This window comes from Alsobacter sp. R-9 (assembly GCF_054612375.1).
This window is the reverse complement of sequence record NZ_JBTSWJ010000014.1, coordinates 103,349-126,598: the sequence shown is the minus strand read 5'-3', so window position 1 is coordinate 126,598 and position 23,250 is coordinate 103,349. Positions and strand designations below refer to the sequence as shown.

Annotated in this window: 23 protein-coding genes; 10 read left to right on the top strand and 13 right to left on the bottom strand. The window is 69.4% G+C overall.

All coding sequences use genetic code 11. The features are described from left to right. The first annotated feature begins 8 nt into the window (after positions 1–8). Entirely contained in the window at positions 9–782 is a 774-nt protein-coding gene (locus ACX9GQ_RS20475) for an aldolase/citrate lyase family protein (protein WP_459631446.1), read from the top strand. 55 nt (positions 783–837) lie between these two features. After that, complete coding sequence (locus tag ACX9GQ_RS20470; protein ID WP_459631445.1) at positions 838–1,818, top strand: Bug family tripartite tricarboxylate transporter substrate binding protein; 981 nt, start codon at positions 838–840, stop codon at positions 1,816–1,818. Between the two features lie 9 nt (positions 1,819–1,827). Here ACX9GQ_RS20470 and ACX9GQ_RS20465 read toward each other — a convergent pair whose 3' ends face one another. Further along, on the bottom strand, positions 1,828–2,757 hold the full coding sequence (locus ACX9GQ_RS20465) for an AEC family transporter (protein ID WP_459631444.1): 930 nt from the start codon (positions 2,755–2,757) through the stop codon (positions 1,828–1,830). Between the two features lie 164 nt (positions 2,758–2,921). Between ACX9GQ_RS20465 and ACX9GQ_RS20460 the strand changes: the two genes are divergently transcribed. Then, positions 2,922–3,854, top strand: a complete 933-nt coding sequence (locus ACX9GQ_RS20460) for an NAD(P)/FAD-dependent oxidoreductase (RefSeq protein WP_459631443.1) — start codon at positions 2,922–2,924, stop codon at positions 3,852–3,854. A gap of 6 nt (positions 3,855–3,860) precedes the next feature. On the opposite strand, the gene ACX9GQ_RS20455 is transcribed toward ACX9GQ_RS20460, so the two are convergent. After that, positions 3,861–4,172 carry a hypothetical protein gene (locus ACX9GQ_RS20455; protein WP_459631442.1) on the bottom strand — a complete coding sequence of 104 codons (312 nt, stop codon included), beginning with the start codon at positions 4,170–4,172 and terminating at the stop codon, positions 3,861–3,863. Positions 4,173–4,367: 195 nt separating this feature from the next. Between ACX9GQ_RS20455 and ACX9GQ_RS20450 the strand changes: the two genes are divergently transcribed. The 3 genes from ACX9GQ_RS20450 to ACX9GQ_RS20440 all read left to right on the top strand — a co-directional run bounded on the left by ACX9GQ_RS20450 (position 4,368) and on the right by ACX9GQ_RS20440 (position 7,276). Further along, positions 4,368–4,721, top strand: a complete 354-nt coding sequence (locus tag ACX9GQ_RS20450; protein ID WP_459631441.1) for a hypothetical protein — start codon at positions 4,368–4,370, stop codon at positions 4,719–4,721. A 161-nt stretch (positions 4,722–4,882) separates the two neighbouring features. Further along, on the top strand, positions 4,883–6,592 hold the full coding sequence (locus ACX9GQ_RS20445) for an outer membrane protein assembly factor BamB family protein (protein WP_459631440.1): 1,710 nt from the start codon (positions 4,883–4,885) through the stop codon (positions 6,590–6,592). A gap of 105 nt (positions 6,593–6,697) precedes the next feature. Continuing rightward, the gene (locus tag ACX9GQ_RS20440; protein ID WP_459631439.1) at positions 6,698–7,276 is read left to right on the top strand and encodes a c-type cytochrome; all 579 of its coding nucleotides are present in this window, start codon (positions 6,698–6,700) and stop codon (positions 7,274–7,276) included. Positions 7,277–7,360: 84 nt separating this feature from the next. Here ACX9GQ_RS20440 and ACX9GQ_RS20435 read toward each other — a convergent pair whose 3' ends face one another. Continuing rightward, positions 7,361–8,161: an ankyrin repeat domain-containing protein gene (locus tag ACX9GQ_RS20435; RefSeq protein WP_459631438.1), complete on the bottom strand. Its 801-nt coding sequence runs from the start codon at positions 8,159–8,161 to the stop codon at positions 7,361–7,363. 195 nt (positions 8,162–8,356) lie between these two features. On the opposite strand from ACX9GQ_RS20435, the gene ACX9GQ_RS20430 reads away from it, so the two are divergent. Genes ACX9GQ_RS20430 through ACX9GQ_RS20420 form a run of 3 tightly spaced genes read left to right on the top strand, consistent with a single transcriptional unit; the run spans position 8,357 to position 11,477 of the window. Beyond that, positions 8,357–9,277 carry an alpha/beta fold hydrolase gene (locus tag ACX9GQ_RS20430; RefSeq protein WP_459631437.1) on the top strand — a complete coding sequence of 307 codons (921 nt, stop codon included), beginning with the start codon at positions 8,357–8,359 and terminating at the stop codon, positions 9,275–9,277. Between the two features lie 48 nt (positions 9,278–9,325). Then, a complete protein-coding gene (locus ACX9GQ_RS20425; RefSeq protein ID WP_459631436.1) occupies positions 9,326–10,303 on the top strand; it encodes a PQQ-dependent catabolism-associated beta-propeller protein in 978 nt (325 codons plus the stop codon). After that, a complete protein-coding gene (locus ACX9GQ_RS20420) occupies positions 10,281–11,477 on the top strand; it encodes a type 1 periplasmic-binding domain-containing protein (protein WP_459631435.1) in 1,197 nt (398 codons plus the stop codon). The genes ACX9GQ_RS20425 and ACX9GQ_RS20420 overlap by 23 nt, the downstream gene beginning before the upstream one ends. A 10-nt stretch (positions 11,478–11,487) precedes the next feature. Here ACX9GQ_RS20420 and ACX9GQ_RS20415 read toward each other — a convergent pair whose 3' ends face one another. Further along, the gene (locus ACX9GQ_RS20415) at positions 11,488–12,666 is read right to left on the bottom strand and encodes an MFS transporter (RefSeq protein ID WP_459631470.1); all 1,179 of its coding nucleotides are present in this window, start codon (positions 12,664–12,666) and stop codon (positions 11,488–11,490) included. Positions 12,667–12,990: 324 nt separating this feature from the next. On the opposite strand from ACX9GQ_RS20415, the gene ACX9GQ_RS20410 reads away from it, so the two are divergent. Continuing rightward, positions 12,991–14,616: a SulP family inorganic anion transporter gene (locus ACX9GQ_RS20410; RefSeq protein ID WP_459631469.1), complete on the top strand. Its 1,626-nt coding sequence runs from the start codon at positions 12,991–12,993 to the stop codon at positions 14,614–14,616. A 3-nt stretch (positions 14,617–14,619) separates the two neighbouring features. Here ACX9GQ_RS20410 and ACX9GQ_RS20405 read toward each other — a convergent pair whose 3' ends face one another. The 9 genes from ACX9GQ_RS20405 to ACX9GQ_RS20365 all read right to left on the bottom strand — a co-directional run bounded on the left by ACX9GQ_RS20405 (position 14,620) and on the right by ACX9GQ_RS20365 (position 23,152). Further along, positions 14,620–15,234: a NapC/NirT family cytochrome c gene (locus tag ACX9GQ_RS20405; RefSeq protein WP_459631434.1), complete on the bottom strand. Its 615-nt coding sequence runs from the start codon at positions 15,232–15,234 to the stop codon at positions 14,620–14,622. A 1-nt stretch (position 15,235) separates the two neighbouring features. After that, a complete protein-coding gene (locus ACX9GQ_RS20400) occupies positions 15,236–15,700 on the bottom strand; it encodes a nitrate reductase cytochrome c-type subunit (RefSeq protein WP_459631433.1) in 465 nt (154 codons plus the stop codon). Then, complete coding sequence (gene napA / locus ACX9GQ_RS20395) at positions 15,697–18,213, bottom strand: nitrate reductase catalytic subunit NapA (protein ID WP_459631432.1); 2,517 nt, start codon at positions 18,211–18,213, stop codon at positions 15,697–15,699. Before napA ends, ACX9GQ_RS20400 begins: the two co-directional genes overlap by 4 nt. 60 nt (positions 18,214–18,273) lie before the next feature. Then, positions 18,274–18,594 (bottom strand): chaperone NapD, encoded by a 321-nt coding sequence (locus ACX9GQ_RS20390; RefSeq protein WP_459631431.1) that lies wholly within the window; start codon positions 18,592–18,594, stop codon positions 18,274–18,276. 37 nt (positions 18,595–18,631) lie between these two features. Further along, entirely contained in the window at positions 18,632–18,793 is a 162-nt protein-coding gene (locus ACX9GQ_RS20385) for a periplasmic nitrate reductase, NapE protein (RefSeq protein ID WP_459631430.1), read from the bottom strand. A 274-nt stretch (positions 18,794–19,067) separates the two neighbouring features. Beyond that, on the bottom strand, positions 19,068–19,961 hold the full coding sequence (locus ACX9GQ_RS20380; protein ID WP_459631429.1) for an aldose 1-epimerase family protein: 894 nt from the start codon (positions 19,959–19,961) through the stop codon (positions 19,068–19,070). Positions 19,962–19,971: 10 nt separating this feature from the next. Further along, on the bottom strand, positions 19,972–20,790 hold the full coding sequence (locus ACX9GQ_RS20375) for an NAD-dependent epimerase/dehydratase family protein (protein WP_459631428.1): 819 nt from the start codon (positions 20,788–20,790) through the stop codon (positions 19,972–19,974). Positions 20,791–20,803: 13 nt separating this feature from the next. Beyond that, on the bottom strand, positions 20,804–22,027 hold the full coding sequence (locus tag ACX9GQ_RS20370; RefSeq protein ID WP_459631427.1) for a mandelate racemase/muconate lactonizing enzyme family protein: 1,224 nt from the start codon (positions 22,025–22,027) through the stop codon (positions 20,804–20,806). Between the two features lie 159 nt (positions 22,028–22,186). Then, positions 22,187–23,152 carry a hydroxymethylglutaryl-CoA lyase gene (locus tag ACX9GQ_RS20365; RefSeq protein ID WP_459631426.1) on the bottom strand — a complete coding sequence of 322 codons (966 nt, stop codon included), beginning with the start codon at positions 23,150–23,152 and terminating at the stop codon, positions 22,187–22,189. Positions 23,153–23,250 lie beyond the last annotated feature (98 nt).

Sequence of the window (23,250 nt, the reverse complement as noted above, 5' to 3'; positions counted from 1 at the left end):
GTCCGGCCATGAACCTCCCGCAGAACGCCTTCAAGCGCGCCCTTGCCGAGGGGAGGTCCCAGATCGGCTTCTGGTGCACCCTGCCGGGGGGATACGTGGCGGAGTGCCTCGCGGGCGCGGGCTACGACTGGCTCCTGCTGGACAACGAGCACTCTCCCGGCGATCCGCTCACCATCCTGCCGCAGCTGCAGGCCTGCGCGCCGTATCCGGTCACGCCGGTCGTCCGGCCGGCGAGCAACGACGCCGTGCTGATCAAGCGCATCCTCGACCTCGGCGCACAGTCGCTGCTGATCCCCTACGTCCAGACGGTCGACGAGGCGCGGGCCGCCGTGGCGGCGACGCGCTATCCGCCGCTGGGCATCCGCGGCGTCGGCGGCACCACGCGCGCCACGGGCTTCGGCCGCATTCCCGACTACGGGCGCCGTGCCGCCGAGGAGCTCTGCGTCCTCGTCCAGCTGGAGACGCTCGAGGCGCTGGAGCAGCTGGAAGCCATCGCAGCTGTCGAGGGTGTCGACGGCATCTTCATCGGTCCCGGCGACCTCGCCGCCAGCATGGGCTTCGTCGGGCAGCCGGGGCGGGACGAAGTGAAGGCGGTGATCGAGAAGGCCATCGCCCGCATCCGCGCCTGCGGCAAGCCGGCGGGGATCCTGACCCCGGACAAGGCCTTCGCCGCCCGCTGCATCGAGCTCGGGACGACCTTCACCGCGGTGGGCATCGACGCGGCGCTTCTCGCGCGCGGCGCTGAAGCGCTCGCGAAGGAGTTCAAGAGCCCGCGGTCCTGAGAGCGACAATCACCACAAGCACCGACAGGGTGCCTTACGACAAGGGAGAGAAGGGATGACGAACCGCCGCCAGATGCTCACCCTCGCCGCTGCCGCCGTGGCCGCCACTGCCCTGGCGGGCGAGGCGCGGGCGCAGGCGTGGCCGACGAAGCCGATCACGCTCGTCGTCCCCTTCACCCCAGGCGGCTCGACCGACATCCTGGCGCGTCTTCTCGGGCAGAAGCTGCAGACGGCGCTCGGACAGTCCGTGGTCATCGAGAGCCGCCCGGGCGCGGGCGGGTCGATCGGCAGCGATGCGGTCGCGAAGGCCGCGCCTGACGGCTACACCCTGCTGATGGGGCACATCGGCACGCTGGCCGTGAACCCCGCCATCTATCCCAAGCTCCCCTACGACCCTCTGAAGAGCTTCGCGCATGTCAGCATGATCGCGCGCGTGCACAACGTGTTCGTCGTCAATCCTGACGTGCCGGCCAAGAGCATCGGCGAGCTGATCGCCTACGCCAAGGCGAACCCCGGCAAGCTCAACTACGCCACGGGCGGCAACGGCAGCGCGGCGCACATCGCGACGGCGGCCTTCGCGGATGCGGCCGGGGTCGACATCGTCCACGTGCCCTACCGCGGCACGGCGCCGGCGGTCACGGATCTGCTGGGAGGCCGGGTGCAGCTGATGTTCACCGGCGCGCCGGTCGTCCTGCCGCTGGCGCAGGGCGGGAAGCTGCGGGCGCTCGGCGTCTCCGGCACCACGCGGCTCAAGAGCGCCTCCGACATTCCCACCATCGCCGAGGCGGCGATTCCCGGCTTCGAGGCGTCGCAGTGGTACGGGATCGTCGCTCCCGCCGGGACGCCGCCCGAGATCGTCGCGCGGCTGAACGCGGAGATCGTGAAGGCGATGGAGGATCCCGCCGTCGTCGAGCGCCTCGCGCTGGAGGGCGCCGACGTCTGGACCAGCACGCCCGAGGCGTTCAAGGCGCACATCGAAGCCGAGATCAAGCGATGGGGCGACCTCGTCCGCCGCGCCAACATCAAGGCCGACTGACGGGCGCCTTCAGGGTGCCGAGAGCCACGCGGCCACAGGGAACGTCAGCGCCGCGAGCACCGTGGACACCAGCACCGACGACGCCGCGATCCGCGCGTCGGTGCCGTAGCGCTCCGCGATGAGGAACACGTTCGCCGCCGTCGGAAGGGCGGCGTAGAGCACGCCTGCGGCCACCCAGAAGGGATCGAGCCGCAGCACGAGAGCAAGCACGATCCAGACGGCGAGCGGGTGGAGCGTGATCTTGGCGAGAGCCAGGGGCGCGCCGGCCAACATGCCGGGACCCATCCAGCCGCGCAGCGCGAGACCGAGCGCGAAGACGCCGGCCGGTGCCGCCGAGGCGCCGAGAAACAGCAGGAACCGGTCGACGGACTCGGGGAGCGGGAATTCTGAAACGGAGAGAGTCAGTCCCACGAGCACCGACAGCATGAACGGGTTGTAGAGCGTTCCGCGCAGCAACCGGGAGGCGATGGCCGCCGGGGTGCCGCCGCCGCGGACGGCCTCGATGAGGCCGATGGACAGCGGCACCACGACCGCCGTGTCGCAGACGAGCCCGATGGCGATGGGGGCGGCGGCCTTCTCGCCGAGGAAGGCCAGCATCAGCGGGATGCCCAGGAACGCGAAGTTGCCGCCCACAAGGCACTGGGCCCGCGTGACCGCGATGCCGCCTTCGACGCCGAGGAGCCTGCGGCCGACCAGCAGCCCGCCGACGAGGCCCGCGATGCCGACTGCCGCGAGGCCGAGGAAGAAGGGCCATGACCACAGTTCCGCGACCGGTTGCCGTGCCATCACGCGCACCACCATCGCGGGCGTGGCGATCATGAACGCGTAGGTGTTGAGGATCCGGACGGCATCGCCGGGGAACATGCCCCGGTGGGCCGCCCATGCCCCGAGAGCGATCACCGCGAAGAAGGGCGTGCTCGTCGCCAGGAACTGCAGCATGGAAGGTGCCGGAGAAGATCGAAGGTCGGTCGATTGGGCCCGGCCGGGGCGGGCGATGCAGGCGAGCCTGCGGCGGGGAGGCCACCCTACAATGCAGCGTCGGTGCTCGCGAGCGGCAATGTGAAACCTGCAGCCGGGCCGGGGGTTGTCTGCCGGAGGTTTCCATGGCGCCACTCGATGCCTTCATCGTCGGCGGCGGTCCGGCCGGGCTTGCCGCCGCGCTCTATCTCGCGCGCTTCGGGCGCCGGTTCGTCCTCGTCGATGCCGGCGACAGCCGTGCGCGGCGCATTCCGTGCAGCAGGAACATTCCGTTCTTTCCCGACGGCATCCCGGGCGAAGCGATCCTGGACCTGCAGCGGCAGGCCCTGGCGAATCACGACGCCTATCCCGCGAGGGGCGAGGTCAACGGCATCGAACGTCGTGGCGAAGCCTTCGCCGTGTCGTGGCGTGAGACTGCGGGAGCGCGAACGCTGATGCTGGCCCGTCGCGTGATCCTCGCCACGGGCGGTGCGGACAGGCCGCCGCCGATGGATGGGGCCGACGAGGCGCTACGGAACGGCCTGCTTCGCTACTGCCCGATCTGCGACGGCTTCGAGGCGACCGGCAAGGACATCGGGGTCCTCGGACGGGGCGCGTCCGGCCTCGGCGAAGCACTGTTCCTCGCCCGGGCCTATTCCCGCCGCGTCAGTCTGCTGTCACTGGAGCAGCCACTGACGCTCACGGATGAAGAGCGATCCACTGCCGAGCACGGGGGAGTGGCCGTTGTCGAGCGGCCGGTGCGCCGTCTCCGCCACGAGGGCGGCCGGCTGGCCGCTGTCTTCGACGATGCCGGGGAGCGGCAGTTCGACACGGTCTATGCCGCGCTCGGCCGCACGATGCGCTCGGAACTCGCCCGATTCCTCGGTGCGCGCTGCGACGGCGGGGGCGGCATCATCGTCGACAGCCACGGGCGGACGTCGGTCGAAGGGCTCTACGCCATCGGTGACGTCATCAGTGGCCTCGACCAGGTCGTGGTGGCGATGGGCCATGCCGCCATCGCCGCCACCGACGTGCACAACCGGAGCGAAGGTCCGGCCGCGTTCGTCGGCAGCCGGTGATCCGGTTCAGCGGTTCGACCAGATCGGAATGTCGCCGGCGATGCCCCCGGACGTCCCGCCGGTGTTGTAGAAGGGCTGGTTCGACTGGCGCATGCCCTGGAGCACGTAGTCGGGCGGGCCCGACGGCCGGCTGTTACCGGGCAGGTAGAGGTAGCTCTGGTCCTGCTGCGGCGCCTGGGGGAAGGGCTGCACCTTCTGGGTTGCCGGCTTTGCCGGCTTGCGCTTCGTCGTCGAACCGGCGTTCGTCTGCGCTGCAGCGACGCTCGTCGACAGGGCCAGTGCGGCGGCCATCAGGGCCACGAATCCGGTTACGCGCACGTTCGTCCTTCCTTCGGGAGGCGGCGCCGGGCGCCTGCCATTCATTCATTCGCTGGCACGCTTACGGCAAACGCGCCCGCAATGCCATCGGACCTTTCACTTAGCAGCCGCAAAGCCCGCGGGGCGTCACCCGCTTGCCACGGTCGCGTCGACGAAGGACAGTTGGCCGAAGACGACAAAATGGGGGAGGAACGAATGCTGAAGAGGGCGGGGATCATTCTCGCCGCGTGTCTCGTCGCCGGCATGGCGCAGGCCGCATCGGAGAAGAAGAAGGGCACCCAGTTCTGGAACCTCACCGGCGTGACGCTGAAGGAGGTCCGGTTGGCGCCGGCCGGCACCACCAAGTGGGGACCGAACCTGACGAAGGCCGACGACGACGGCACGGTCGATTTCGACGAGCGCCTGCCGGTGAAGGTCGCGGGCGGCACCTACGATGTCCGGATGAAGGACATGAAGAACCGCATCTGCACGGCGGAAGGCGTGAAGGTGGTCGAGAACGAGGTGTTCTCCGTGCATGTCCGGGACCTCAAGAACTGCCCCTGGCGCTGATTTATTGTGCAAGCCATGCGCCTGCATGCATGAATTGCGGAGCGACATGCGGGCCGCGCAGTCTCGGCGAATTGACACCCCTGCGTGACGGGGCGCAAAGTCCGTGCGACGGACGTAAAAATGTCCGTCTTGGCAATTAAGCCAAACGGGGGAACGCAAGGATGGTCAAGACGCGCCAGTTTCTGGCCGCGACGGCAATGGCCGTTGCCGCCGGCTTCGCATACGCCTCCGCCGCCTCAGCACAGGAAGTGAAGGGCGCCACCAAGTGGGGCGACATGAACACGGTGACGCAGGATCTGCTGAACCGTGCCGCCGGTGACGGCAACAACTTCCTGCACACGAACGGCAACTACAACCAGACGCGGTACTATCCCAACCGCCAGATCAACGTCTCGAACGTCCAGAAACTGCGGCCCGCCTGGATCTTCCAGACGGAGGTGCGGGAATCGCTCGAGACCAGCCCGATCGTCGTGAACGGCGTCATGTACGTGACGACCTCGTTCAACCATGTCTATGCGCTCGACGCTCGCACGGGCGAGGAGCTCTGGCACTTCAAGCACAAGATGGGACCGATCACGGTCTACTGCTGCGGCCCCAACAACCGCGGCGTGGCCGTCGGCGGCGACATGGTCTACATGGCCACGCTCGACGCTAAGCTCCTCGGCCTCGACGCCAAGACGGGCAAGCTGGTCTGGGAGACGCAGATCGCCGATCCTGAGCTCGGCTACAGCGAGACGATGGCGCCCACGTTCGTGGACGGCAAGGTGCTGATCGGCACGAACGGCGGCGAGTACGGCATCCGCGGCTTCGTGAAGGCCTTCGACGCCAAGACCGGCAAGCTCGTCTGGACGTTCAACACGATCCCCGAGAACTCGGTGGGCGTGTGGGCGACGCACGACGCCACCGGCCGTGACATGAAGCGCAACATCGAGGCCGAGAAGGCGCAGCTCGCCAAGACCGGCGACCCCTACAAGACGCTGGGCGGCGGCGTCTGGCAGAACCCGGCTGTCGACCTCGAGACGCGGCGCATCTACTTCGTGGTCGGCAACCCGTCGCCGGACCTCGACGGCTCGCTGCGCCCCGGCGACAACCTGTACACGGACTCGCTCGTGTCGGTGAACCTCGACACCGGGCAGTACGTCTGCCACCTGCAGTACATCGCCCACGACGTGTGGGACCTCGATGCGGTGTCGCCTCCCATCATCACCACGGTGGCGGGCAAGGACGGCAAGCCGATCAAGGGCGTGCTGCACGGCGGCAAGACCGGGCACGTCTACGTGCATGACGCCAAGGACTGCAGCCTGATCCGCTTCTCCGAGGCCATGGTGCCGCAGGAGAACATGTGGGTCCTGCCGACCAAGGAAGGCGCCCGCATGCTTCCCGGCGCCAATGGCGGCGTGGAGTGGTCGCCGATGGCGGTCAACCCGAACCTCGGGCTGTCCTACGCCATCAACCTGCACCAGCCCATGACGTACCATGTCGAGAGCTCGCCCTATCCGGCGGGCAAGCTGTGGCTCGGCGGCGCCTTCAAGGTGATCCCGGCCGAGGAGCAGTGGGGCAACGTGACGGCCGTCGACTACAACACCGGCAAGATCCGCTGGCAGGTCAAGACGCAGCAGCCGATGATCGGCGGCATCCTCGCGACCGCGGGCGGTCTGGTGTTCACCGGCGAGGCGAACGGCCAGTTCAAGGCCTATGACGCGGAGACCGGGTCCGTGCTCTGGAAGTTCCAGGCCGGCGCCGGCGTCAATGCGCCGCCATCGTCCTACTCGGTGGACGGCAAGCAGTACGTGGTGGTCGGCGCGGGCGGCAACACCCAGATCGACTACAAGCGCGGCAACAACATCATCGCCTTCACGCTGGCGGACTGAGCCGCATCGAAGCGGAGGCGCCCGCGCCTCCGTCTTCCCGACTTCCGACGAGGCCCGCGAGGGCCTCGTCGACGTTCACGACACACCAACCCGCGAGAGACCGGCATGATCCTCCCCCGCCTCGTCGCCCTGGTCATCGGAGCCAGCGTCCTGTCCGCCTCCGGCGTCTCGGCCCAGCCTGCGGACATTCCGGAGAAGGCGGTGCAGTGCCTTGCCTGCCATGGCGAGAAGGGCGTGCCGGCGGACAAGCTGATCCCTGTCATCTTCGGCCAGCACCAGGGCTACGTTTACCTGATGCTGCGCGACTTCAAGCTCGGGATCCGCAAGAACGAGATCATGAACGCCATGGCCGCGGACATGTCCCGCGACGAGATGATGGCGATCGCCGAGTGGTTCTCGAAGCAGCAATGGCCCAACCTGAACCAGCCGCGCGCTTCCGAGGCCGACACGAAGCGGGCCGAGACGGCCATCGTCGCCGGCCAGTGCGGCGCCTGCCACGGCGCGCAGGGCATGGGCGACAGCACGAACCCGCGCATCGCGGGGCAGTCGCACGAGTACCTGCTGCTGACGCTCACCGAGTTCCGCAGCCGCAAGCGCACCAACAACCCGTGGATGAGCGACATCCTGAATACGCTCGCCCCGGAGGACATCACGGCGCTCGCCGCCTTCATGGCGGGTCGCTGAGTCTCACCAACGCTTTCTCGCGAAGCCGGTCCGGCGAGCGGATGCATCCGCTCGCCTCCGCCGGTCAGGAGGGATGAACGCCCGTCAGGGCGCCAACACGGCCTTCACCTCGGCGTTCTCCGCCAGATCGGCGGCCGTCTTGCCGTCCTTGTCGCGCAGGTCCGTCTTCGCTCCGGCGGCGACCAGCCTCTTCGCCACGGCTGCGTGGCCCTGCTCCGCCGCCATCATCAGCGCGGTGCGCCCGCGATTGTCGATGTCGTCGAGCCGGGCGCCCCGGGCGAGCACGAGTTCGACCGTGGCGAGGCCGTCGGCCTCCGGCGCGTCGTTGGCATGGCCCGAAGCCCACATCAGCAGCGTCAGGTCGTTGCCGTAGCGCTGGTTGACGTCCACCCCGGCATCGAGGAGCCGCTTCACCGTGGGCGCGAACCCGCGCGCCGCGGCATAGACGATCGCGGACTTGCCCGTGGCATCCATCTCCTTCGGATCGGCACCGCGCGACAGGAACCACGCGACGAGCCGGTCGTTGCCGTTGAAAGCCGCTGCGCTCAGCGGGGTGACGCCGGACCGGCCGGGTGAATCGATCTTCGCGCCTGCCTGCGCGAGCTGTTCGACGATCTTCGCGCGATTGGCCACGGTGGCGGCGAACAGCGGGGTTGCTCCCTGCAGGTTGCGCTGCTCCAGGTCGGCGCCCTTGTCGATGAGAAGCTTCACGACGCTGGCGTGGCCGGCCCTGGCCGCGCGGGTCAGAGCGTTGTTGCCTTCGCGGTCGCGGGCGAGGGGCGAGATGCCGCCCTCGAGCAGCTTCTGCATCAGCGCCTCGCAGCCGCTGTCGGCCACGGTGAAGGACAGGCTGACCACCTCAAGGTGTGTCGCGGTGGCTTTCATGCCTTCGAAACGCCGCTCCAGGTCCGGGCACGGGATCATATCGGCGTGAACTGCACTGGGCACAGCGCTTGCACAGGCCCAGAACACGGCGATCAAGGGCCAGAAGGCACGATCATGGCGACCGCTCCGCATGCGACGTCTCCCCGGCAGCGCTCTTCCCCACCGCGATGGTGGCAAGTTGCCGTGCTCTTGCCAATGGCCCTGTCGGCCATCGTGACCGCAGCGTGCGGTCTCGTCGGCGCGGCGCGTGCCGGAGAGGAGTTTCCGGCGCCCGGCGTCCTCTACCAGGCCGGGGCCGAGACGCTGCACCTGTATTGCACCGGCGATGAAGGCCCTCTTCCGACGGTGATCCTGGAGGCCGGGCTCGGTGGAAACCATCTGGACTGGACATACGTCCAGCCGCTGCTCGCCGGCACCACGCGCACCTGCAGCTACGACAGGGCCGGTGCAGGCTTCTCGACGCCGGCCGGCCGGCCGCGGACGGTCGACAACATCGTCGAGGATCTCGACCGGCTGCTCCACTCCGCCTCGATCAATGGTCCGCTCGTGCTGGTGGGGCACTCGTTCGGCGGCGTGGTCGCGGCCCACTACGCGGCACTGCACCCCACGCGGGTGGGTGGGCTCGTCCTCGTCGACAGCATGCATCCCGATCAGTTCGCCCGGTTCGGCCATGCGGGCGTCGGCGTCGCGGAGGATCCCTACCGGTTCATCAGCCCGCCCAACCCCGCTTCGGCCATCTACGGATTGCCGGAGTCGATGCACCGGCGGGCCATTTCCCTCGCGGTGGACGAGAAGGCACGCAAGGCCGTGATCGGCGAGATCCGATCGAACGCGGCCACCCTCGCGAGGCTCAACGTGCGGCCGGCCCCCTCGACGGCGAGCCGCGTGCTCGTCCATGGCGACGCCATCTGGAACCGGCTCTATCCGGACGGGCGCATGGAGCGCGTCTGGCTGGACCTCCAGCGCGATCTCGCGGCGATCGTCGGAGCGCCCGCTCCGGTCGTCGTCCGCGGGACCGGCCACCAGATCCAGTTGGACGCTCCGGAGGCCGTGGCCGCCGCCGTGCGCGACGTGCTTGCCGCACCCCGCCCCGCCATTGCCAAAGCTCCGCCCTAGGGGCACCATCATTCCACGGCGCTCCGGCGCCGACGGGGGATGGAAACGATGCGAGCCTGGGTTCCGGTGGCCGTCGCGGCCGCCGCGTTGTTGTCATGGGCCGGTGCCTCGCTCGCGGCGGGCACCGGACAGATCTTCGTCTCGAACGAGCGGTCGGACGACATCACCATCCTGAACGCGAAGGACGAGGTGGTCGGCTCCTTCAAGTCGTGTTCGCGGCCGCGCGGCATGACGTTCACGCCGGACCGGAAGGGCCTGATCGTCGGCTGCGGCAATGACGACACCATTGCCGTCTACGACATCGAGACGAAGAAGCTTCTGAAGCGCTTCCGCGACATCCCGGACCCCGAGACGTTCGCCCTGCACCCCAACGGCCGCGACCTCTACATCTCGAACGAGGACGACAGCGAGGCGACGCTGCTGGACATGGAGACGGACGAGGTCAAGGCGCACTATCCGACGGGCCCTGAACCCGAGGGCGTGCTGGTGACGCCGGACGGCAAGCGCGTCTTCGTCGCGTCGGAAGTGGCCAACCTCGTGCACGTCATCGACGTGGCGGCCAACAAGGTCATCAAGGACATCCCGACCGGGAGCCGCCCGCGCCGTTTCGCCCTCACCCCGGACGGTCGCGAACTGTGGGTGTCGGCGGAACTCGCGGGCGTCGTCGACATCATCGACACCCAGTCGCTGACCTCGACCGGCAAGATCGAGTTCAAGCCCAAGGGCATGCGCCGCGAACTGGTGACTCCCGTCGACCTGCTGATGACGAAGGACGGCAAGACTGCCTACGTGGCGCTCGGCCGCGCCAACCACGTCGCCGTGGTGGACGTGGCGAGCAAGAAGGTCACGGACATGATCCTCGTCGGCAAGCGGCCCTGGGGTCTGCGGCTCAGCCCGGACGAGAAGACGCTCTACGTGGCCAACGGCCTCTCCGACGACCTCAGCATCATCACGACGGCCGGCGGGAAGGTCCGCAAGACCGTTCCCGTAGGGCAGATCCCCTATGCGATCCTCATCGACGACTAGGCTGGCGGCGGGCGTCCTGCTGGGGCTCCTGGCGGCCGCGCCGGTGGGGGCCCAGCAACCGGCGCGCGAACTCGTCATCGGATACGTGTCGCGCGAGGGCGATCCGGCCTACGCCGACACGAAGGTGCGCGACGGCGTGTTCCGCATCATCCGCAAGCCGCCGCTGCCGGGCGCGGAGCTCGGGCTGCGCGATGCGACGGCGAGCGCGCGCGCGGCGGGACTGGCGCTGCGCCTGCGGCAGCGGCCGCTGGGGCCCGACGAGGACGTTGGTGCCGCGCTCGCCGCGCTCGGCGCCGACGGCGCGACGGCGGTCCTCCTCGACCTGCCGGCGGCCGATCAGCGCGCCGCGGCGGGGAAGGCCGGGGGCATGGTGCTCTTCGACGTGCGCGAGACCGACGACCGGCTGCGAGCCGATACCTGCGCCGCGCCGCTCCTCCACGTGCAGCCGAGCCGCCAGCAGCGCACGGACGCGGTGGGCCAGTTCCTCGCGAAGAAGAACTGGAAGAAGGTGCTCGTGCTGCAGGGCGCCGAGGACGAGGACAAGGCGCTCGCCGATGCCTTCCAGGCGAGTGCCCGCAAGTTCGGGTTGCGCATCGTCGCGGTGAAGCCGTTCGTCATCAGCAACGATCCTCGCCGGCGCGAGGAGACCAGCGTCGCGCTGCTGACGGGCGGGAGCGATTTCGACGCGGTGTTCGTCGCCGACAGCCTGGGGGACGGCGGGCGGACGGTCGGCTACCGGCTGGCCCTGCCGCGGCCCGTCGTGGGTTCGCACGGGCTCTCGGCGGTGGCCTGGAGCCCCTATTTCGAGCGGCAGGGTGCCCCCCAGCTGAGCCGTCGATTCGAGCGGGAGGCAGGCCGGCCCATGGGTGACGCCGACTGGGCGGCGTGGGTCGCGGTACGCGCCGTCACCGAGGCGGAGGTGCGCGAGGCCCGGAGCAGGACGGGTCAGCCCCTGCTTGCCCGCCTGCTCGACCCGGAACTCCGGCTGGAGCTCTACAAGGGCTATCCCGGCTCGTTCCGGCCCTGGGACCGCCAGTTGCGGCAGGCCGTGCTGCTCGCCACCCACGACGCGGTCGTGGACCTTGCGCCGCTCGATGGGTTCCTTCACGAGACCAACGTGCTCGACACGCTCGGCCTCCTGCCGAACGAGACGCCCTGCGGCCGGAAGCCCTGAGCCGGCCCGATCAGTGAGACGGCATCTTCCCGCCGACGCTGATGCGCGGCAGGAACCAGGCGAGCAGGCCCATCGCGGGCAGGAAGGCGCAGGCACGGTAGACGAACTCGATGCTCGTGCGGTCCGCAAGCTCGCCCAGCAGCGCGGCGGCGATGCCGCCGAGGCCGAAGGACAGGCCGTAGAACAGCCCCCCAATCATGCCGATCCGCCCGGGCAGCAGTTCCATGGCGTAGATGAGGATCGCGGCGAAGGCACTCGACATGATCAGGTTGATCACGATCGTCAGGACGCCGGTCCAGAACAGGTTGGCGAAGGGCAGGATGAGCGTGAAGGGCAGGGCGCCGAGGATCGAGAACCAGATGATCCGGTTGCGGCCGATCCGGTCGCCGATGATGCCGCCCATGAGCGCGCCAGCGGCCGAGGCGCCGAGGAAGAGGAACAGCATCACCTGGGATGTCTGCACCGTCACGCCGAAGCGGTTCATCAGGTAGAACGTGTAGAAGGAGCTGAAGCTCGACGAATACGCGTTCTTCGAGAACAGCAGCACGACGAGGATCGCGATGGCGAAGCCGATCCGCCAGGGCGACGCCACGGGGCCAGCGACCGCCGGGGCCTTTCCCCCGTTCTCGCGGCGGGAACGTTCGCGGTAGCCGGCGTGCCAGCGCCCCGTCCAGACCATCAGCGCCATCGACAGCAGGGCCGCAACAGAGAACCAGGCAAGGCTGCCCTGCCCGTTGGGCACGATCACGAACGCCGCCAGCAGCGGGCCCAGCGCGTTGCCGAACTGTCCGCCGACCTGGAAGATGCCCTGGGCGAGGCCGTGCTGCCCGCCTGACGCATGACGCGCAAGGCGGGTCGCCTCCGGGTGGAAGATGGACGAGCCCAGGCCGACCGTCGCGGCGCCGACCAGCAGCAGCGGGTAGCTGCCGGCATGCGACAGGATGAGGAGGCCTGCGAGCGAGCACCCCATGCCGACGACCATCGAGTAGGGCATCGGCCGCTTGTCCGTGACGTGCCCGACCACGGGCTGGAAGAGCGACGCCGCCGCCTGGAAGGTGAAGGTCATCAGGCCGATCTGGCCGAAGTCCAGCCCATAGGCGGTCTTGATGATCGGATAGATCGCCGGGATCAGCGACTGGATCATGTCGTTGAGCAGGTGGGTCGCGCTCAGTGCCAGCAGCACCGGCATCGCGGCGCGCGCGGCGGTCGATGGAAGGGGCTGGGCAGTCACGGGGGCGTCGCTCCTCGCCGTCCGCGCTGTCGACCCGCGCGGCGTTTCGGCCTCTTGTGATGCAGTTCCGTCCGCAAGGCCAGCCCCGGGCGCGGATGGCCGCCCTGCATGGAGGGCACGAGCCGGTCAGACCAGACCCGCAGTGCACCGATGCTGACGCAGCGTCGGCACGGCGTATGCTGTCGGTTGCGCCGACGGCCTGTCGGCGCGATCACGCCGGGGGGACACGTGCGCGAGACGGACACGAAGGGGGGCCACCCGGCGGCGGTCGGATCCGACGTCATGGCCGGGCTCATCGCCGCGTCCGTGGTGCTGCCGAAGGCCATGGCCTATGCCACGGTGGCCGGGCTCCCCGTCGGCGTGGGCCTCGCCACGGCGTTCGTCCCTGCCGTCGTCTACGCTCTCCTGGGTTCCTCCCGCATCCTCAGCGTCAGTTCCACGACGACGATCGCCATCCTTGCGGGGGCCGAGCTCTCGGCCGCGGTTCCCGATGGCGACCCCGTCCGGCTCGCTGCGGCGACCGCGACACTGACGGCCCTCGTCGGGCTGGCCCTGCTGGTCGCCCGGCTGGCGCGGCTCGGGACCGTCGCCAACTTCATCTCGATGCCTGTCCTCACCGGCTTCAAGGCCGGCATCGGGCTGGTGATCGTGTTCGACCAGCTGCCGAAGCTGCTCGGCATCTCCGTTGGCCACGGCTCCAACCCGGTCGAGGCAGCGGAGGCGCTCCTCAAGGCGCTGGCCACGGTGTCGGGGCCGACCGTGCTCGTGGGGCTCGGGACGATGGCGCTGCTCGTCGCCGCAGAACGGGTGCGGCCTCACTCGCCGGTGCCCCTCGTCGCCGTCGGCGGCGCGGTCGTTCTCTCGTGGTGGCTCGGGCTGGCCGACCGGGGCGTCGCGGTGGTCGGTGCAATCCCGCAGGGCCTGCCTTCCCTCACGCTTCCCGATCCGGGTCTCGTCAGGGCGCTGCTGCCGGGCGCGCTCGGCATCGCCCTGATGAGCTTCACGGAGACCATCGCGGCCGGCCGTGCCTTCCAGGCGCCGCGGGATCCGCCGATCCGACCCAACCGGGAGCTCGTCGCGGTCGGTCTCGCCAACCTCGCCGGCGCCTTTTCCGGCGCCATGCCAGCCGGTGGCGGCACGACCCAGACGAGCGTCGTGCGGTCTGCGGGAGGTCGAAGCCCCGTCGCCCTGCTCGTCTGCGCGGCGGCCGCCGTGGCGACGATGCTGGTCCTTGCGCCGTGGCTCGGCTTCCTGCCGCAGGCGACCCTCGCCGCGGTGGTGATCGTCTACTCGGTCGGCCTGATCCAGCCCGCCGACTTCACCACGATCCTGCGCGTGCGGCGCATGGAATTCGTGTGGGCCGTGGCGGCAGCGGCCGGCGTGCTCGTCTTCGGCACGCTGCAGGGGATCGTTGTGGCCATCGTGCTGTCGCTCATCACCCTCGCGCTTCAGACGACCGACCCCCGCGTGTCCGTCATCGGCCGCAAGCGTGGCGCCGACGTGCTGCGGCCGGTTTCGGCCGAGCATCCGGAGGACGAGACGTTCGAGGGCCTGCTGATCGTCCGGCCGGAAGGGCTGCTGTTCTTCGTCAACGCCCAGGCGGTCGCCGACCACGTGACGAGCCTCGTGCAGGAGTATCGGCCGCGGGTGCTCGCGCTCGACATGAGCCGGGTGCCGAACATCGAGTACTCGGCCCTGCAGATGATCAAGGCCGGCGCCGCGCAGGCCCGCGAACAGGGCATCGCGTTCTGGCTGCTTGACCTCAACCCCGACGTGCTCGCGGTCGTGCGACGCGACGGCTTCGACCGCGAGCTCGGGCCCGACCTGATGTTCAACACCCGCGCGGCGATCGCCCGCTATACGAAGTCCGGTCCCGCCCCTGCCGGCTCGGACGAGGCGCCGACCTGACCGCTACTGCCAGCCCGGCACGCCCTGCATGTTCGGGAGCCTGTGTGCGATGCCCTTGTGGCAATCGATGCAGGTCTTCTCGCCGCTGAAGAGAAAGCGCTCGTGCGCCGTCGCCGCCCGCGGGTTCTGCTTCGACACGTCCATCGCCGCGGCGCTGTGGCAGTTGCGGCACTCCAGCGAGTCGTTCGCTTTCATGCGGGCCCATTCGTGCTCGGCCAGGGTGCGGCGCAGTGCGACGAACTTGTCACGCGTGTCGATCGACCCGAAGATGTGGCCCCAGACCTCCTTGGACGCCTGCATCTTCCGCGCGATCTTGTTGGTCCACTGGTGCGGGACGTGGCAGTCCGGGCAACTCGCGCGCACGCCGGAGCGGTTGCTCGCGTGGATCGTGCCCTTCAGCTCCTCGAAGACGTTGGCGCGCATCTCGTGGCACGAGGTGCAGAAGGCCTCCGTGTTGGTGGCCTCCAGCGCCGTGTTGAAGGCGCCCCAGAAGATCACGCCCGCGACGAAGCCGCCGAGCGTCAGGAAGGCGAGGGAGAGGGTGACCGGCGGGCGGGTCGCCGTCTTCACCCACGAGTTCTGCCAGAACGTGGTCCAGGCGCGCGCGATGGCGGTCATGTCAGCGCCCCGTCGGTTCCCGCTCGACGAGCGCGTCCATGTCCGTGAACGTGTTGGGCACCAGTGGCGGCGCCCCCGTCTGAGTGACGTGGCAGGTGAGGCAGGCGAACCGACGCGGCGAGACGCCGCCCAGCGTGTTGCCCTCGCGGTCCTGGTAGTGCGTGACGCTGATCATCGGGGCCTGCGACTGCTCCGTGAACTTGCGCGCGTGGCAGGCCATGCACTTGTTGGCGTTGAGGTCGAGCGCATAGCCCTCGATGGCGTGCGGGATCAGCGGCGGCTGGTCGGGATAGTTGCGCTTCTTGCGGACGTCGTCGGTCACCTGCCGCTGCATCGGCGGGATCGGCGTCTCCTTCGTGAAGGGCGTGGGCCCGGTCAGCCGCGGCGATTCCTGCTGCGCCACCAGGGCGGTCGCAGTGAGCGTCGCGAGGGCGACGACGGCGGCGAGGAGGAGCGGGCGGATCATTCCGCGCCTCCCTGCGCCATGGCAATACCGACCACCTTCACGGCGCACTTCTTGAAATCGGTCTGCTTGGAGATCGGGTCGGTGGCGTCGAGCGTCACCTTGTTGATCAGCTGGCTCGCGTCGAAGAACGGCACGAAGACCAACCCCGGCGGCACCTTGTTGCGGCCGCGCGTCTCCACGCGTGAGCGGATTTCTCCGCGACGCGACACGATGCGGACCTCCTGCCCGCGTCGAAGGCCCCGCTTCTGCGCGTCGTCCGGGTGCATGAAGAGAACGGCGCCGCTGAAGGCGCGGTAGAGCTCGGGCACCCGCATCGTCATCGACCCGGAGTGCCAGTGCTCCAGCACGCGCCCCGTCACCAGCCAAAGGTCGAACTCGCCGTCCGGCGGCTCGGCTGGCGGCTCGTAAGGCGCCGCCATGACGATCGCGCGCTTGTCGCTGTTGCCGTAGAACTGCCAGCCGCTGCCCTTCTCCACGTAGGGGTCGTGGCCTTCGCGGTAGCGCCAGCGCGTCTCCTTGCCGTCGACGACGGGCCAGCGAAGGCCGCGGACCTGATGATAGACGTCGAACGGCGCGAGGTCGTGGCCATGGCCGCGGCCGAAGCTGGCGTATTCCTCGAAGAGCCCCTTCTGCGGATAGAAGCCGAAGGCCTTCGCCTCGTGGTTCTCGTAGGGCGCAGGCACCTCGCTGGCCGGGAAGCGGTCCACGGAGCCGTTGCGGTACAGCACGTCGAAGAGCGTCTTGCCGCGGTACTGCGGGTTCGCCGAGAGGATCTCCACCGGCCACACCTCGTCCGTCGTGAAGCGCTTGGAGAACTCCATGAGCTGCCAGAGGTCCGAGCGCGCCTCGCCGGGCGCGTTGACCAGCTGCCGCCACATGTGGGTGCGGCGCTCGGCGTTGCCGTAGCCTCCCTCCTTCTCGACCCACATGGCCGTGGGCAGCACCACGTCCGCCGCCATCGCCGTCACTGTGGGATAGGGATCCGAGCAGACGACGAAGTTCGCCGGGTTGCGATAGCCGGGATAGGTCTCCTGCGTGGTGTTGGGCGCCGTCTGGAGGTTGTTGGTGCACATGATCCAGTAGGCGTTGAGCTTGCCGTCCTTCAGCATCCGGTCCTGCTGGACGGCGTGGTAGCCGATCTCGCCGGGCAGCAGCCCGGGCGGCAGCTTCCAGATCTCCTCCGCGTGCTTGCGGTGCTCGGCGTTGGCCACCAGCATGTCGGCCGGGAGGCGGTGGGCGAAGGTGCCGACCTCGCGGGCCGTGCCGCAGGCCGAGGGCTGGCCGGTCAGCGAGAAGGGACCGTTGCCGGGCTCCGCGATCTTCCCCGTCAGCAGATGCAGGTTGTAGACGAGGTGGTTGGCCCACACGCCTCGCACGTGCTGGTTGAAGCCCATCGTCCAGAGCGACACGACCTTCGTCTTCGGGTCGGCGTAGGTCTTCGCCAGCGCGAGGAGCCGCTCCTTCGGCACGCCCGACAGCTCGGCCGTCTTCTCCAGCGTGTACTCCGACACCATCCTGGCATAGGCGTCGAAGCTTGAGCCTTGCGACGCCGCGGCGTCGTTGGCGTGGGCGGCGCGCTGCTCGAGCACGTGCTCGGGTCGCAGGCCGTAGCCGATGTCGGTGTTCGCCATCCGGAAGTTGACGTGGCGGTCGACGAACTCGCGGTTCACAGCGCCGGTCTGGATGATGTGGTTGGCGATGTAGTTGAGGATGGCGAGGTCGGTGCCGGGCTTGAAGATCAGGCCCTGGTCCGACAGGTCGGTGGTGCGGTGCTCGTAGGTCGACAGGGTGGCGATGCGGACGTGCTTCGCGCTCAGCCGCCGGTCGATGATGCGAGTCCACAGGATGGGGTGCATCTCGGCCATGTTCGAGCCCCAGAGCACGAACGCGTCGGCCTGCTCGAGGTCGTCGTAGCAGCCCATCGGCTCGTCCATGCCGAAGGTCCGGATAAACGTCACCGCGGCAGAGGCCATGCAGTGGCGGGCGTTCGGGTCGAGGTTGTTGGAGCGGAAGCCCGCGCGCATCAGCTTCGTCGCCGCGTAGCCTTCGAAGATGGTCCACTGGCCGGAGCCGAACATGCCGACCGCCTTCGGCCCCTTCTCCTTGAGGACGCGCTTCCACTGCCGCGCCATCTCGTCGAAGGCCTGGTCCCACGTCACCGGCTGCAGGTCGGCCGTCTTGTCGAAGCGCCCGTCGCGCACGCGCATCAGAGGCTGCTTCAGCCGGTCGGCGCCGTACATGATCTTGGAGAGGAAATAGCCCTTCACGCAGTTGAGGCCGCGGTTGACCTCGGCCTGCATGTCGCCATGCGTGGCGACGACCTTGCCGTCCCGCACGCCGACCATGACGCCGCAGCCCGTGCCGCAGAAGCGGCAGGGCGCCTTGGACCAGGTCAGCTGGATGTCCTCGCCGGCGGCGAAGTTCTGGGCGTGGGCGGGCAGGTCGACACCGGCGACGGCGGCAGCGGCGGTGGCGGCCTGCACCTTCAGGAACTGGCGGCGGGAGACGTCCATGGCGTGATCCTCGGCGGTCGGCGGTCGGCGTTCTGCGGGAGGCGGCTGCAGGCGCCGCGATCACTCGAAGTGGTGGTAGACGAGGGCGGTCGAGAGAACCCCGGGCAAGTCGCCGATGGCGCCCATGCGCTCGACGATCTCGTGCTCGCTGCGCGTTTCGAGCGTCACCACGAGCTTGCCATCCTCGTTGCGGCCGTGGATCTCCGCGCCCGGCAGGCCTTCGACGGCCCTGGTCACGGCCGCCAGCGCGTCCGGACGGGCGTGGACCACGAGGCCGGTCACATGCCAGGCCCAGCCGTCTGCGGCGGGATCGCGGGCGGGTTGCGGACGGCCGGCGAGGAGGTCGCGGCGTGAAGGCTCGTGATCGCGGGAGGAGGCCATGGGCGCACCGACGGATTGAGGGGGGAAGAGCGGCGGGTCAGACGGGTCCGGGCGGGCCGGTGAACGCGTAGTACATCCACACGACGAAGCCCCAGCCGGCCACGATGCCGACGGCGATGAAGGGCCAGATGAGGACCGCGAGGACGAGAAAGGCGACGATTTCGCGCCGCCGTGCCGCAGTTGGCGTCGTGGCGTCCAAGCATTCCTCCCCTTGCATCTCTCGCGCCGATACTGGCGAAGCCCAAGCTCGGACGATCGGCGACGGTTCTGCGATCAAGTTACCAAGGCTCATCCGGCAGAACAGTTCGTGATTTGCCGGATCACCGACGTGACGAAAGCTTGATCGGAATTTGAAAAGTGATGAGTCCCGTTCCGACCGTACCGGCGCCGCCGGGGACAACAACGGAAGACGCAAGAAGGTTCCGGACGGCGGCGATGGGGCTTCCCGCTCGGCCCCGAGGGTGCAGGGCGGTTCAGGCCCCTGGGTCGTCGGTCCCGAACGCGATCGTCAGCGGGAAGGCGGCGGTCTGTCCCGGAGGCAGAGAGACGACACCCGGTCTTTGCGAGAGCTCCGGCGATCCGCCCTCCTCGGCGGCGAAGCCGTGCCAGGGCTCGATGCAGAGGAAGGGCGCGCCGGGGCGGGTCCAGATGCCGAGGTGGGGGCAGTCCGGGAAGGTCACGGTGATGCCGCAACCGCCCGGCCTGCCGAACCACACTGCGCGCGAGCGCAGGGTCTCGAACTGGATCGAGCCCCTCTCGAAGAGGTCGTCGCGCAGCGCGAGGGTGCGGCCCCCGACCGGGCAGGTCTCGCGTTCCCGCAGCAGCAGCCCGGTGGCCAGCCGCGCCCGGCGCACCGGCGCGTCCTCGCGATGGCCGAACCGGCAGACGAACGCCTCGCGCTCGTTCCGCGTGGCGGCCCACAGGAAGCCGGGGTGGTAGCCGAAGCAGAAGGGCATCGGACGCGATGAGCGGTTCTCGACTGTCGTCGTCATGCCGAGCGTGTCTCCATCCACCCAGGCGTCGACGGCGAGGCGGTAGTCGAAGGGAAACATCCCGTGCGTCTGGTCATCCGACTCCTGCGCCAGCGAGACACGGCCGTCGGCGGAGCCGGTGAGGGCGAAGGCGCGGTCCCGGGCGAACCCGTGCAGCGGCATGGGATAGGGTCGCCCATCAACTGTCACGGTCTCGTCGATCGAGCGGCCGATGACGGGGAACAGCAGCGGTGCCCGGTAGTCCCACCACTCCGGATCGCCGTGCCACAGTCGCTCCTCGCCCTCCCACACGAGCGACCAGAGTTCCGCGCCGGTCAGCGCAAGGCTGGCCTCCAGACGCTCCGAGCGCAGCGTGACGAGTGGCCGGGAGGTCATCGTCGGCTCCTCAGTAGCGGGTGTCCTGCAGCCACTGTTCGGCTGCCTCCAGCATCTCGCGCGTCCTGCGTGTGGCGACGGCCCCGCGCTGCTGCTCGGGCGTCACGCTGGCGCGGTGGCCGTCGCGGGGGGCGTAGCCGATCGTGCGCTTGGTCGTCTCGATGTCCCAGCGCATGCCGGGATTGTCGGACATCAGGTTCAGCACCTGGAAGCCCACCGATTGCGGCGCCGTCACGGCCTTTTCGAAGCCCTCGCAGAGGTCGCGGTCGGAGAGCCACATCTCCTGGCCCCAGTCGCTCCATCCCATGTGCGGGCCGGGCTTGTTCTCGCCGCGCTGGCAGTAGCCGATGCGGAAGCAGATCACCGAGAGGCCCCAGCGGTCCCAGTAGCTGCGGCCCATCCGCTCGGCGACGAGCTTCGACATGCCGTAGGCGTTGACCGGGTACGGGTCCCGCTCCGTCGGAAGCGCGCCGCCGTGGAAGCGGTGTCCGGCCATGGTCCAGTTGGAGCTGGCGAAGATCACCCGCTTCGCGCCCTGCCGCGCGGCCGCCTCGTAGACGTTCATCGGCAGGTCGAGGTTGAGCCGCTGCACCGATGCCCACGTCGCCGCAGGGCTCGGGTCGCCCGCCAGCAGCAACACGGCATCGGCGTCCTTGAAGGTCGACACCCAGCGCTCGTCCCAGACCGAGAGGTCGGCCGCGACGACGCGCGGGTCGCCGCCGTCACGGACGTCCGTGAGCCGCAGCGTCCAGCCAAGCCCCTCGAAGTGCCGGCGCAGCTTCACGCCCAGGTTGCCAGTGGCGCCCGTGATGACGACCGTGCGGCTCATCGCGCGTCTCCTCTCACCAGTTGGTGTGCGATCCGTCGAGGCGGTGCAGCATCGGCGGGTTCCAGTGCTTGAAGGCGTCGGCGCGCAGGACCTTCTCGTCGACCTCGATGCCGATGCCCGGTCCGTCGGGGATCGGGAAGAAGGTGCCGGCGAGATTGGGAGCGGTCGGGAACAGCGCATGCTCGATCGGCGGCGCCGGCCGGAACTGCGAGCGGTTGTACTCCAGCCACGCGAAGTTCGGCACCACGGCGGCGAAGTGGATGGACGCCGCGGTGCACACCGGTCCCAGCGGGTTGTGCGGGAAGAGGTCGATGTAGTGCGTCTCGCACCAGCCCGCGACCTTCAGCGCCTCGGTGAAGCCGCCGATGTTGCAGACATCCAGCCGCATGTACTGCGTGAGACCGCGCTCGATGAACGGGTAGGCCTGCCACTTCGACGAAAACTCCTCGCCGATGGCGAAGGGGACGTCGACCATCGAGCGCAGCGTCGCGTAGGCCTCCGGGCTCTCGTCGCGGATCGGTTCCTCGAGGAAATCGAGCGTGCCGCGCGGCATGCGCTGGCAGAACGAGATGCACTCGGCCACCGACAACCTGTGGTGGTAGTCGATGCCGATGGTGACGCCGGTGCCCAGCGCCTCGCGGGCGCGGACCATGCACCGCGCCGTTTCCGCGAGGGACTGGCGAGGCTCGAACGCCGCCTCGTCCTCCCCGGTCATCAGCGGGTTCACGCGGCCGAAGCGCACCACGTCGAAGCCATCGGCCACATAGGTCTGGGCCTGCTCGATGGCGACGTCGGTGGAGATCGCGTTCGTCGTGGCGAGGCTCGGGATCTTGTCGCGCACGCGTCCGCCGAGGAGCTCGTACACCGGCAGGCCGAGCGCCTTGCCCTTGAGGTCGTACAGGGCGATGTCGATGGCGGACTGCGCGGCCGTCAGCACCCGGCCGCCCTCGAAGTACTGGCTCCGATAGAGCTTCTGCCAGATGTGGGCGATGCGGAACGGGTCCTCGCCGATCAGCAACTCGCGGAAGTGTTGAACTGCGCCCACCACCGCCAGTTCGCGGCCGCTCAGCCCGCCCTCTCCCCAGCCGTACGTGCCATCGTCTGCGGTGATCTTCACCAGCAGCTGGTTGCGGTGCCCGACCCAGACCGGGAAGGCCTCGACATCCCGGATCTTCAGCCCCGAGCGTCCCTCATGGCGCGCTCCTGCGCCCTCTTTGGCGCCCTGTCCGTCGTTCATCCGCGTCTCCCCCGTCCTGGCGCGGATCGGCGGACGCCTGTGGCGGCGTCTCGCATCCGGCCGTGGCCAGCATCGACCCGCGACGGCGGGCTTGTCCACCGCGCGTTGCGCGGCGTGCCGCAGGGCTCCCATGAGCGGGGAGCAGGGGATGGATCGCGATCAGCCGCCCGCGGCGCGGCGCCGGAAGGCCGAGAGCCCGCCGCCCAGCACGAGGGCGCTCGGCAGCGTGTGGCCGACGATGGAGCGTGCGAGACGCGCGGCCTCGATCAGCGTGTCGAGGTCCACGCCCGTCTCGATGCCGAGTTCCTCGCACAGGAAGACGAGTTCCTCCGTCGCGATGTTGCCCGGCGCGCCGGGCTGGGCGGCGAACGGGCAGCCGCCGAGACCGCCGACGGACGCGTCGAAGGACGCGACGCCGAGGCGCAGGCCGGCATGCGCGCTCGCGACGGCGAGGCCGCGCGTGTCGTGCAGGTGGAGCGTCAGGGCGAGGTCGGGCCAGTGCTCCCGCACCGCACCCACCAGACGTTCCACCCGGACGGGGGTCTCCCAGCCCATGGAATCGGCGAGGGACAGGCGCGTGATCGTCACGCCTGTCTCGGCCGCCACGGCGAGGCCGTCGCGGATCGTCGACAACACCTGATCGACGGCGATGTCGCCGGCGAAGTTGCAGCCGAAGGCCGCCATGACGCTCAGCCGGTTCACCGGCACGCCGGCTTCGCGGTGCACGCCGACGTGCTCGCGCATGGCTGCGAGCTGGCCTTCGCGGTCGCGGTTGAGGTTGCGCAGGGAGAAGGCCTCCGAGGCGCTGAGCGTGATCGAGCCGGTCACCGTCAGGCGGTCGCGGAAGGCAAGCGCGCGGTGCAGGCCCTGCGGGTTGAAGTAAAGCGCCTGGTAGGCGACCCCGCGCACCGGAGTGAAGCCGGCGACGACGGCATCCGCGTCGGCCCAGCCGGGCACCTTCTTCGGGTTGACGAAGCTCGCGACCTGCATCCGCCTCAGGCCGGTCGCCGAGAGGGCGTCGATCAGCCGGATCTTGTCCTGCGTCGCGATGGGGCCCGGCTCGATCTGGAACGCTTCGCGCGGTCCCTCCTCCAGAATGTCCACGCGCTGGGGATAGTCGCTCATGGCCGGTGCTCCGCGGCGGACCCGGCGCCCTTGCCCTTGCGGCCCGCCGGTCCCTTTATGGAGGAAGCAACGGCGATCGCAACGGGGCGGCCGGCCGG

Excerpts from the sequence above, each read along its gene's own strand:
- napA (WP_459631432.1), bottom strand. The coding sequence starts at position 18,213 with ATGGACGTCTCCCGCCGCCAGTTCCTGAAGGTGCAGGCCGCCACCGCC.
- ACX9GQ_RS20410 (WP_459631469.1), top strand. The coding sequence starts at position 12,991 with ATGGCCGGGCTCATCGCCGCGTCCGTGGTGCTGCCGAAGGCCATGGCC.
- ACX9GQ_RS20420 (WP_459631435.1), top strand. The coding sequence starts at position 10,281 with ATGCGATCCTCATCGACGACTAGGCTGGCGGCGGGCGTCCTGCTGGGG.
- ACX9GQ_RS20400 (WP_459631433.1), bottom strand. The coding sequence starts at position 15,700 with ATGATCCGCCCGCTCCTCCTCGCCGCCGTCGTCGCCCTCGCGACGCTC.
- ACX9GQ_RS20435 (WP_459631438.1), bottom strand. The coding sequence starts at position 8,161 with ATGAAAGCCACCGCGACACACCTTGAGGTGGTCAGCCTGTCCTTCACC.
- ACX9GQ_RS20415 (WP_459631470.1), bottom strand. The coding sequence starts at position 12,666 with ATGCCGGTGCTGCTGGCACTGAGCGCGACCCACCTGCTCAACGACATG.
- ACX9GQ_RS20390 (WP_459631431.1), bottom strand. The coding sequence starts at position 18,594 with ATGGCCTCCTCCCGCGATCACGAGCCTTCACGCCGCGACCTCCTCGCC.
- ACX9GQ_RS20405 (WP_459631434.1), bottom strand. The coding sequence starts at position 15,234 with ATGACCGCCATCGCGCGCGCCTGGACCACGTTCTGGCAGAACTCGTGG.
- ACX9GQ_RS20430 (WP_459631437.1), top strand. The coding sequence starts at position 8,357 with ATGGCCCTGTCGGCCATCGTGACCGCAGCGTGCGGTCTCGTCGGCGCG.
- ACX9GQ_RS20370 (WP_459631427.1), bottom strand. The coding sequence starts at position 22,027 with ATGAACGACGGACAGGGCGCCAAAGAGGGCGCAGGAGCGCGCCATGAG.
- ACX9GQ_RS20440 (WP_459631439.1), top strand. The coding sequence starts at position 6,698 with ATGATCCTCCCCCGCCTCGTCGCCCTGGTCATCGGAGCCAGCGTCCTG.
- ACX9GQ_RS20375 (WP_459631428.1), bottom strand. The coding sequence starts at position 20,790 with ATGAGCCGCACGGTCGTCATCACGGGCGCCACTGGCAACCTGGGCGTG.
- ACX9GQ_RS20460 (WP_459631443.1), top strand. The coding sequence starts at position 2,922 with ATGGCGCCACTCGATGCCTTCATCGTCGGCGGCGGTCCGGCCGGGCTT.
- ACX9GQ_RS20470 (WP_459631445.1), top strand. The coding sequence starts at position 838 with ATGACGAACCGCCGCCAGATGCTCACCCTCGCCGCTGCCGCCGTGGCC.
- ACX9GQ_RS20380 (WP_459631429.1), bottom strand. The coding sequence starts at position 19,961 with ATGACCTCCCGGCCACTCGTCACGCTGCGCTCGGAGCGTCTGGAGGCC.
- ACX9GQ_RS20465 (WP_459631444.1), bottom strand. The coding sequence starts at position 2,757 with ATGCTGCAGTTCCTGGCGACGAGCACGCCCTTCTTCGCGGTGATCGCT.
- ACX9GQ_RS20475 (WP_459631446.1), top strand. The coding sequence starts at position 9 with ATGAACCTCCCGCAGAACGCCTTCAAGCGCGCCCTTGCCGAGGGGAGG.
- ACX9GQ_RS20445 (WP_459631440.1), top strand. The coding sequence starts at position 4,883 with ATGGTCAAGACGCGCCAGTTTCTGGCCGCGACGGCAATGGCCGTTGCC.
- ACX9GQ_RS20365 (WP_459631426.1), bottom strand. The coding sequence starts at position 23,152 with ATGAGCGACTATCCCCAGCGCGTGGACATTCTGGAGGAGGGACCGCGC.
- ACX9GQ_RS20450 (WP_459631441.1), top strand. The coding sequence starts at position 4,368 with ATGCTGAAGAGGGCGGGGATCATTCTCGCCGCGTGTCTCGTCGCCGGC.
- ACX9GQ_RS20425 (WP_459631436.1), top strand. The coding sequence starts at position 9,326 with ATGCGAGCCTGGGTTCCGGTGGCCGTCGCGGCCGCCGCGTTGTTGTCA.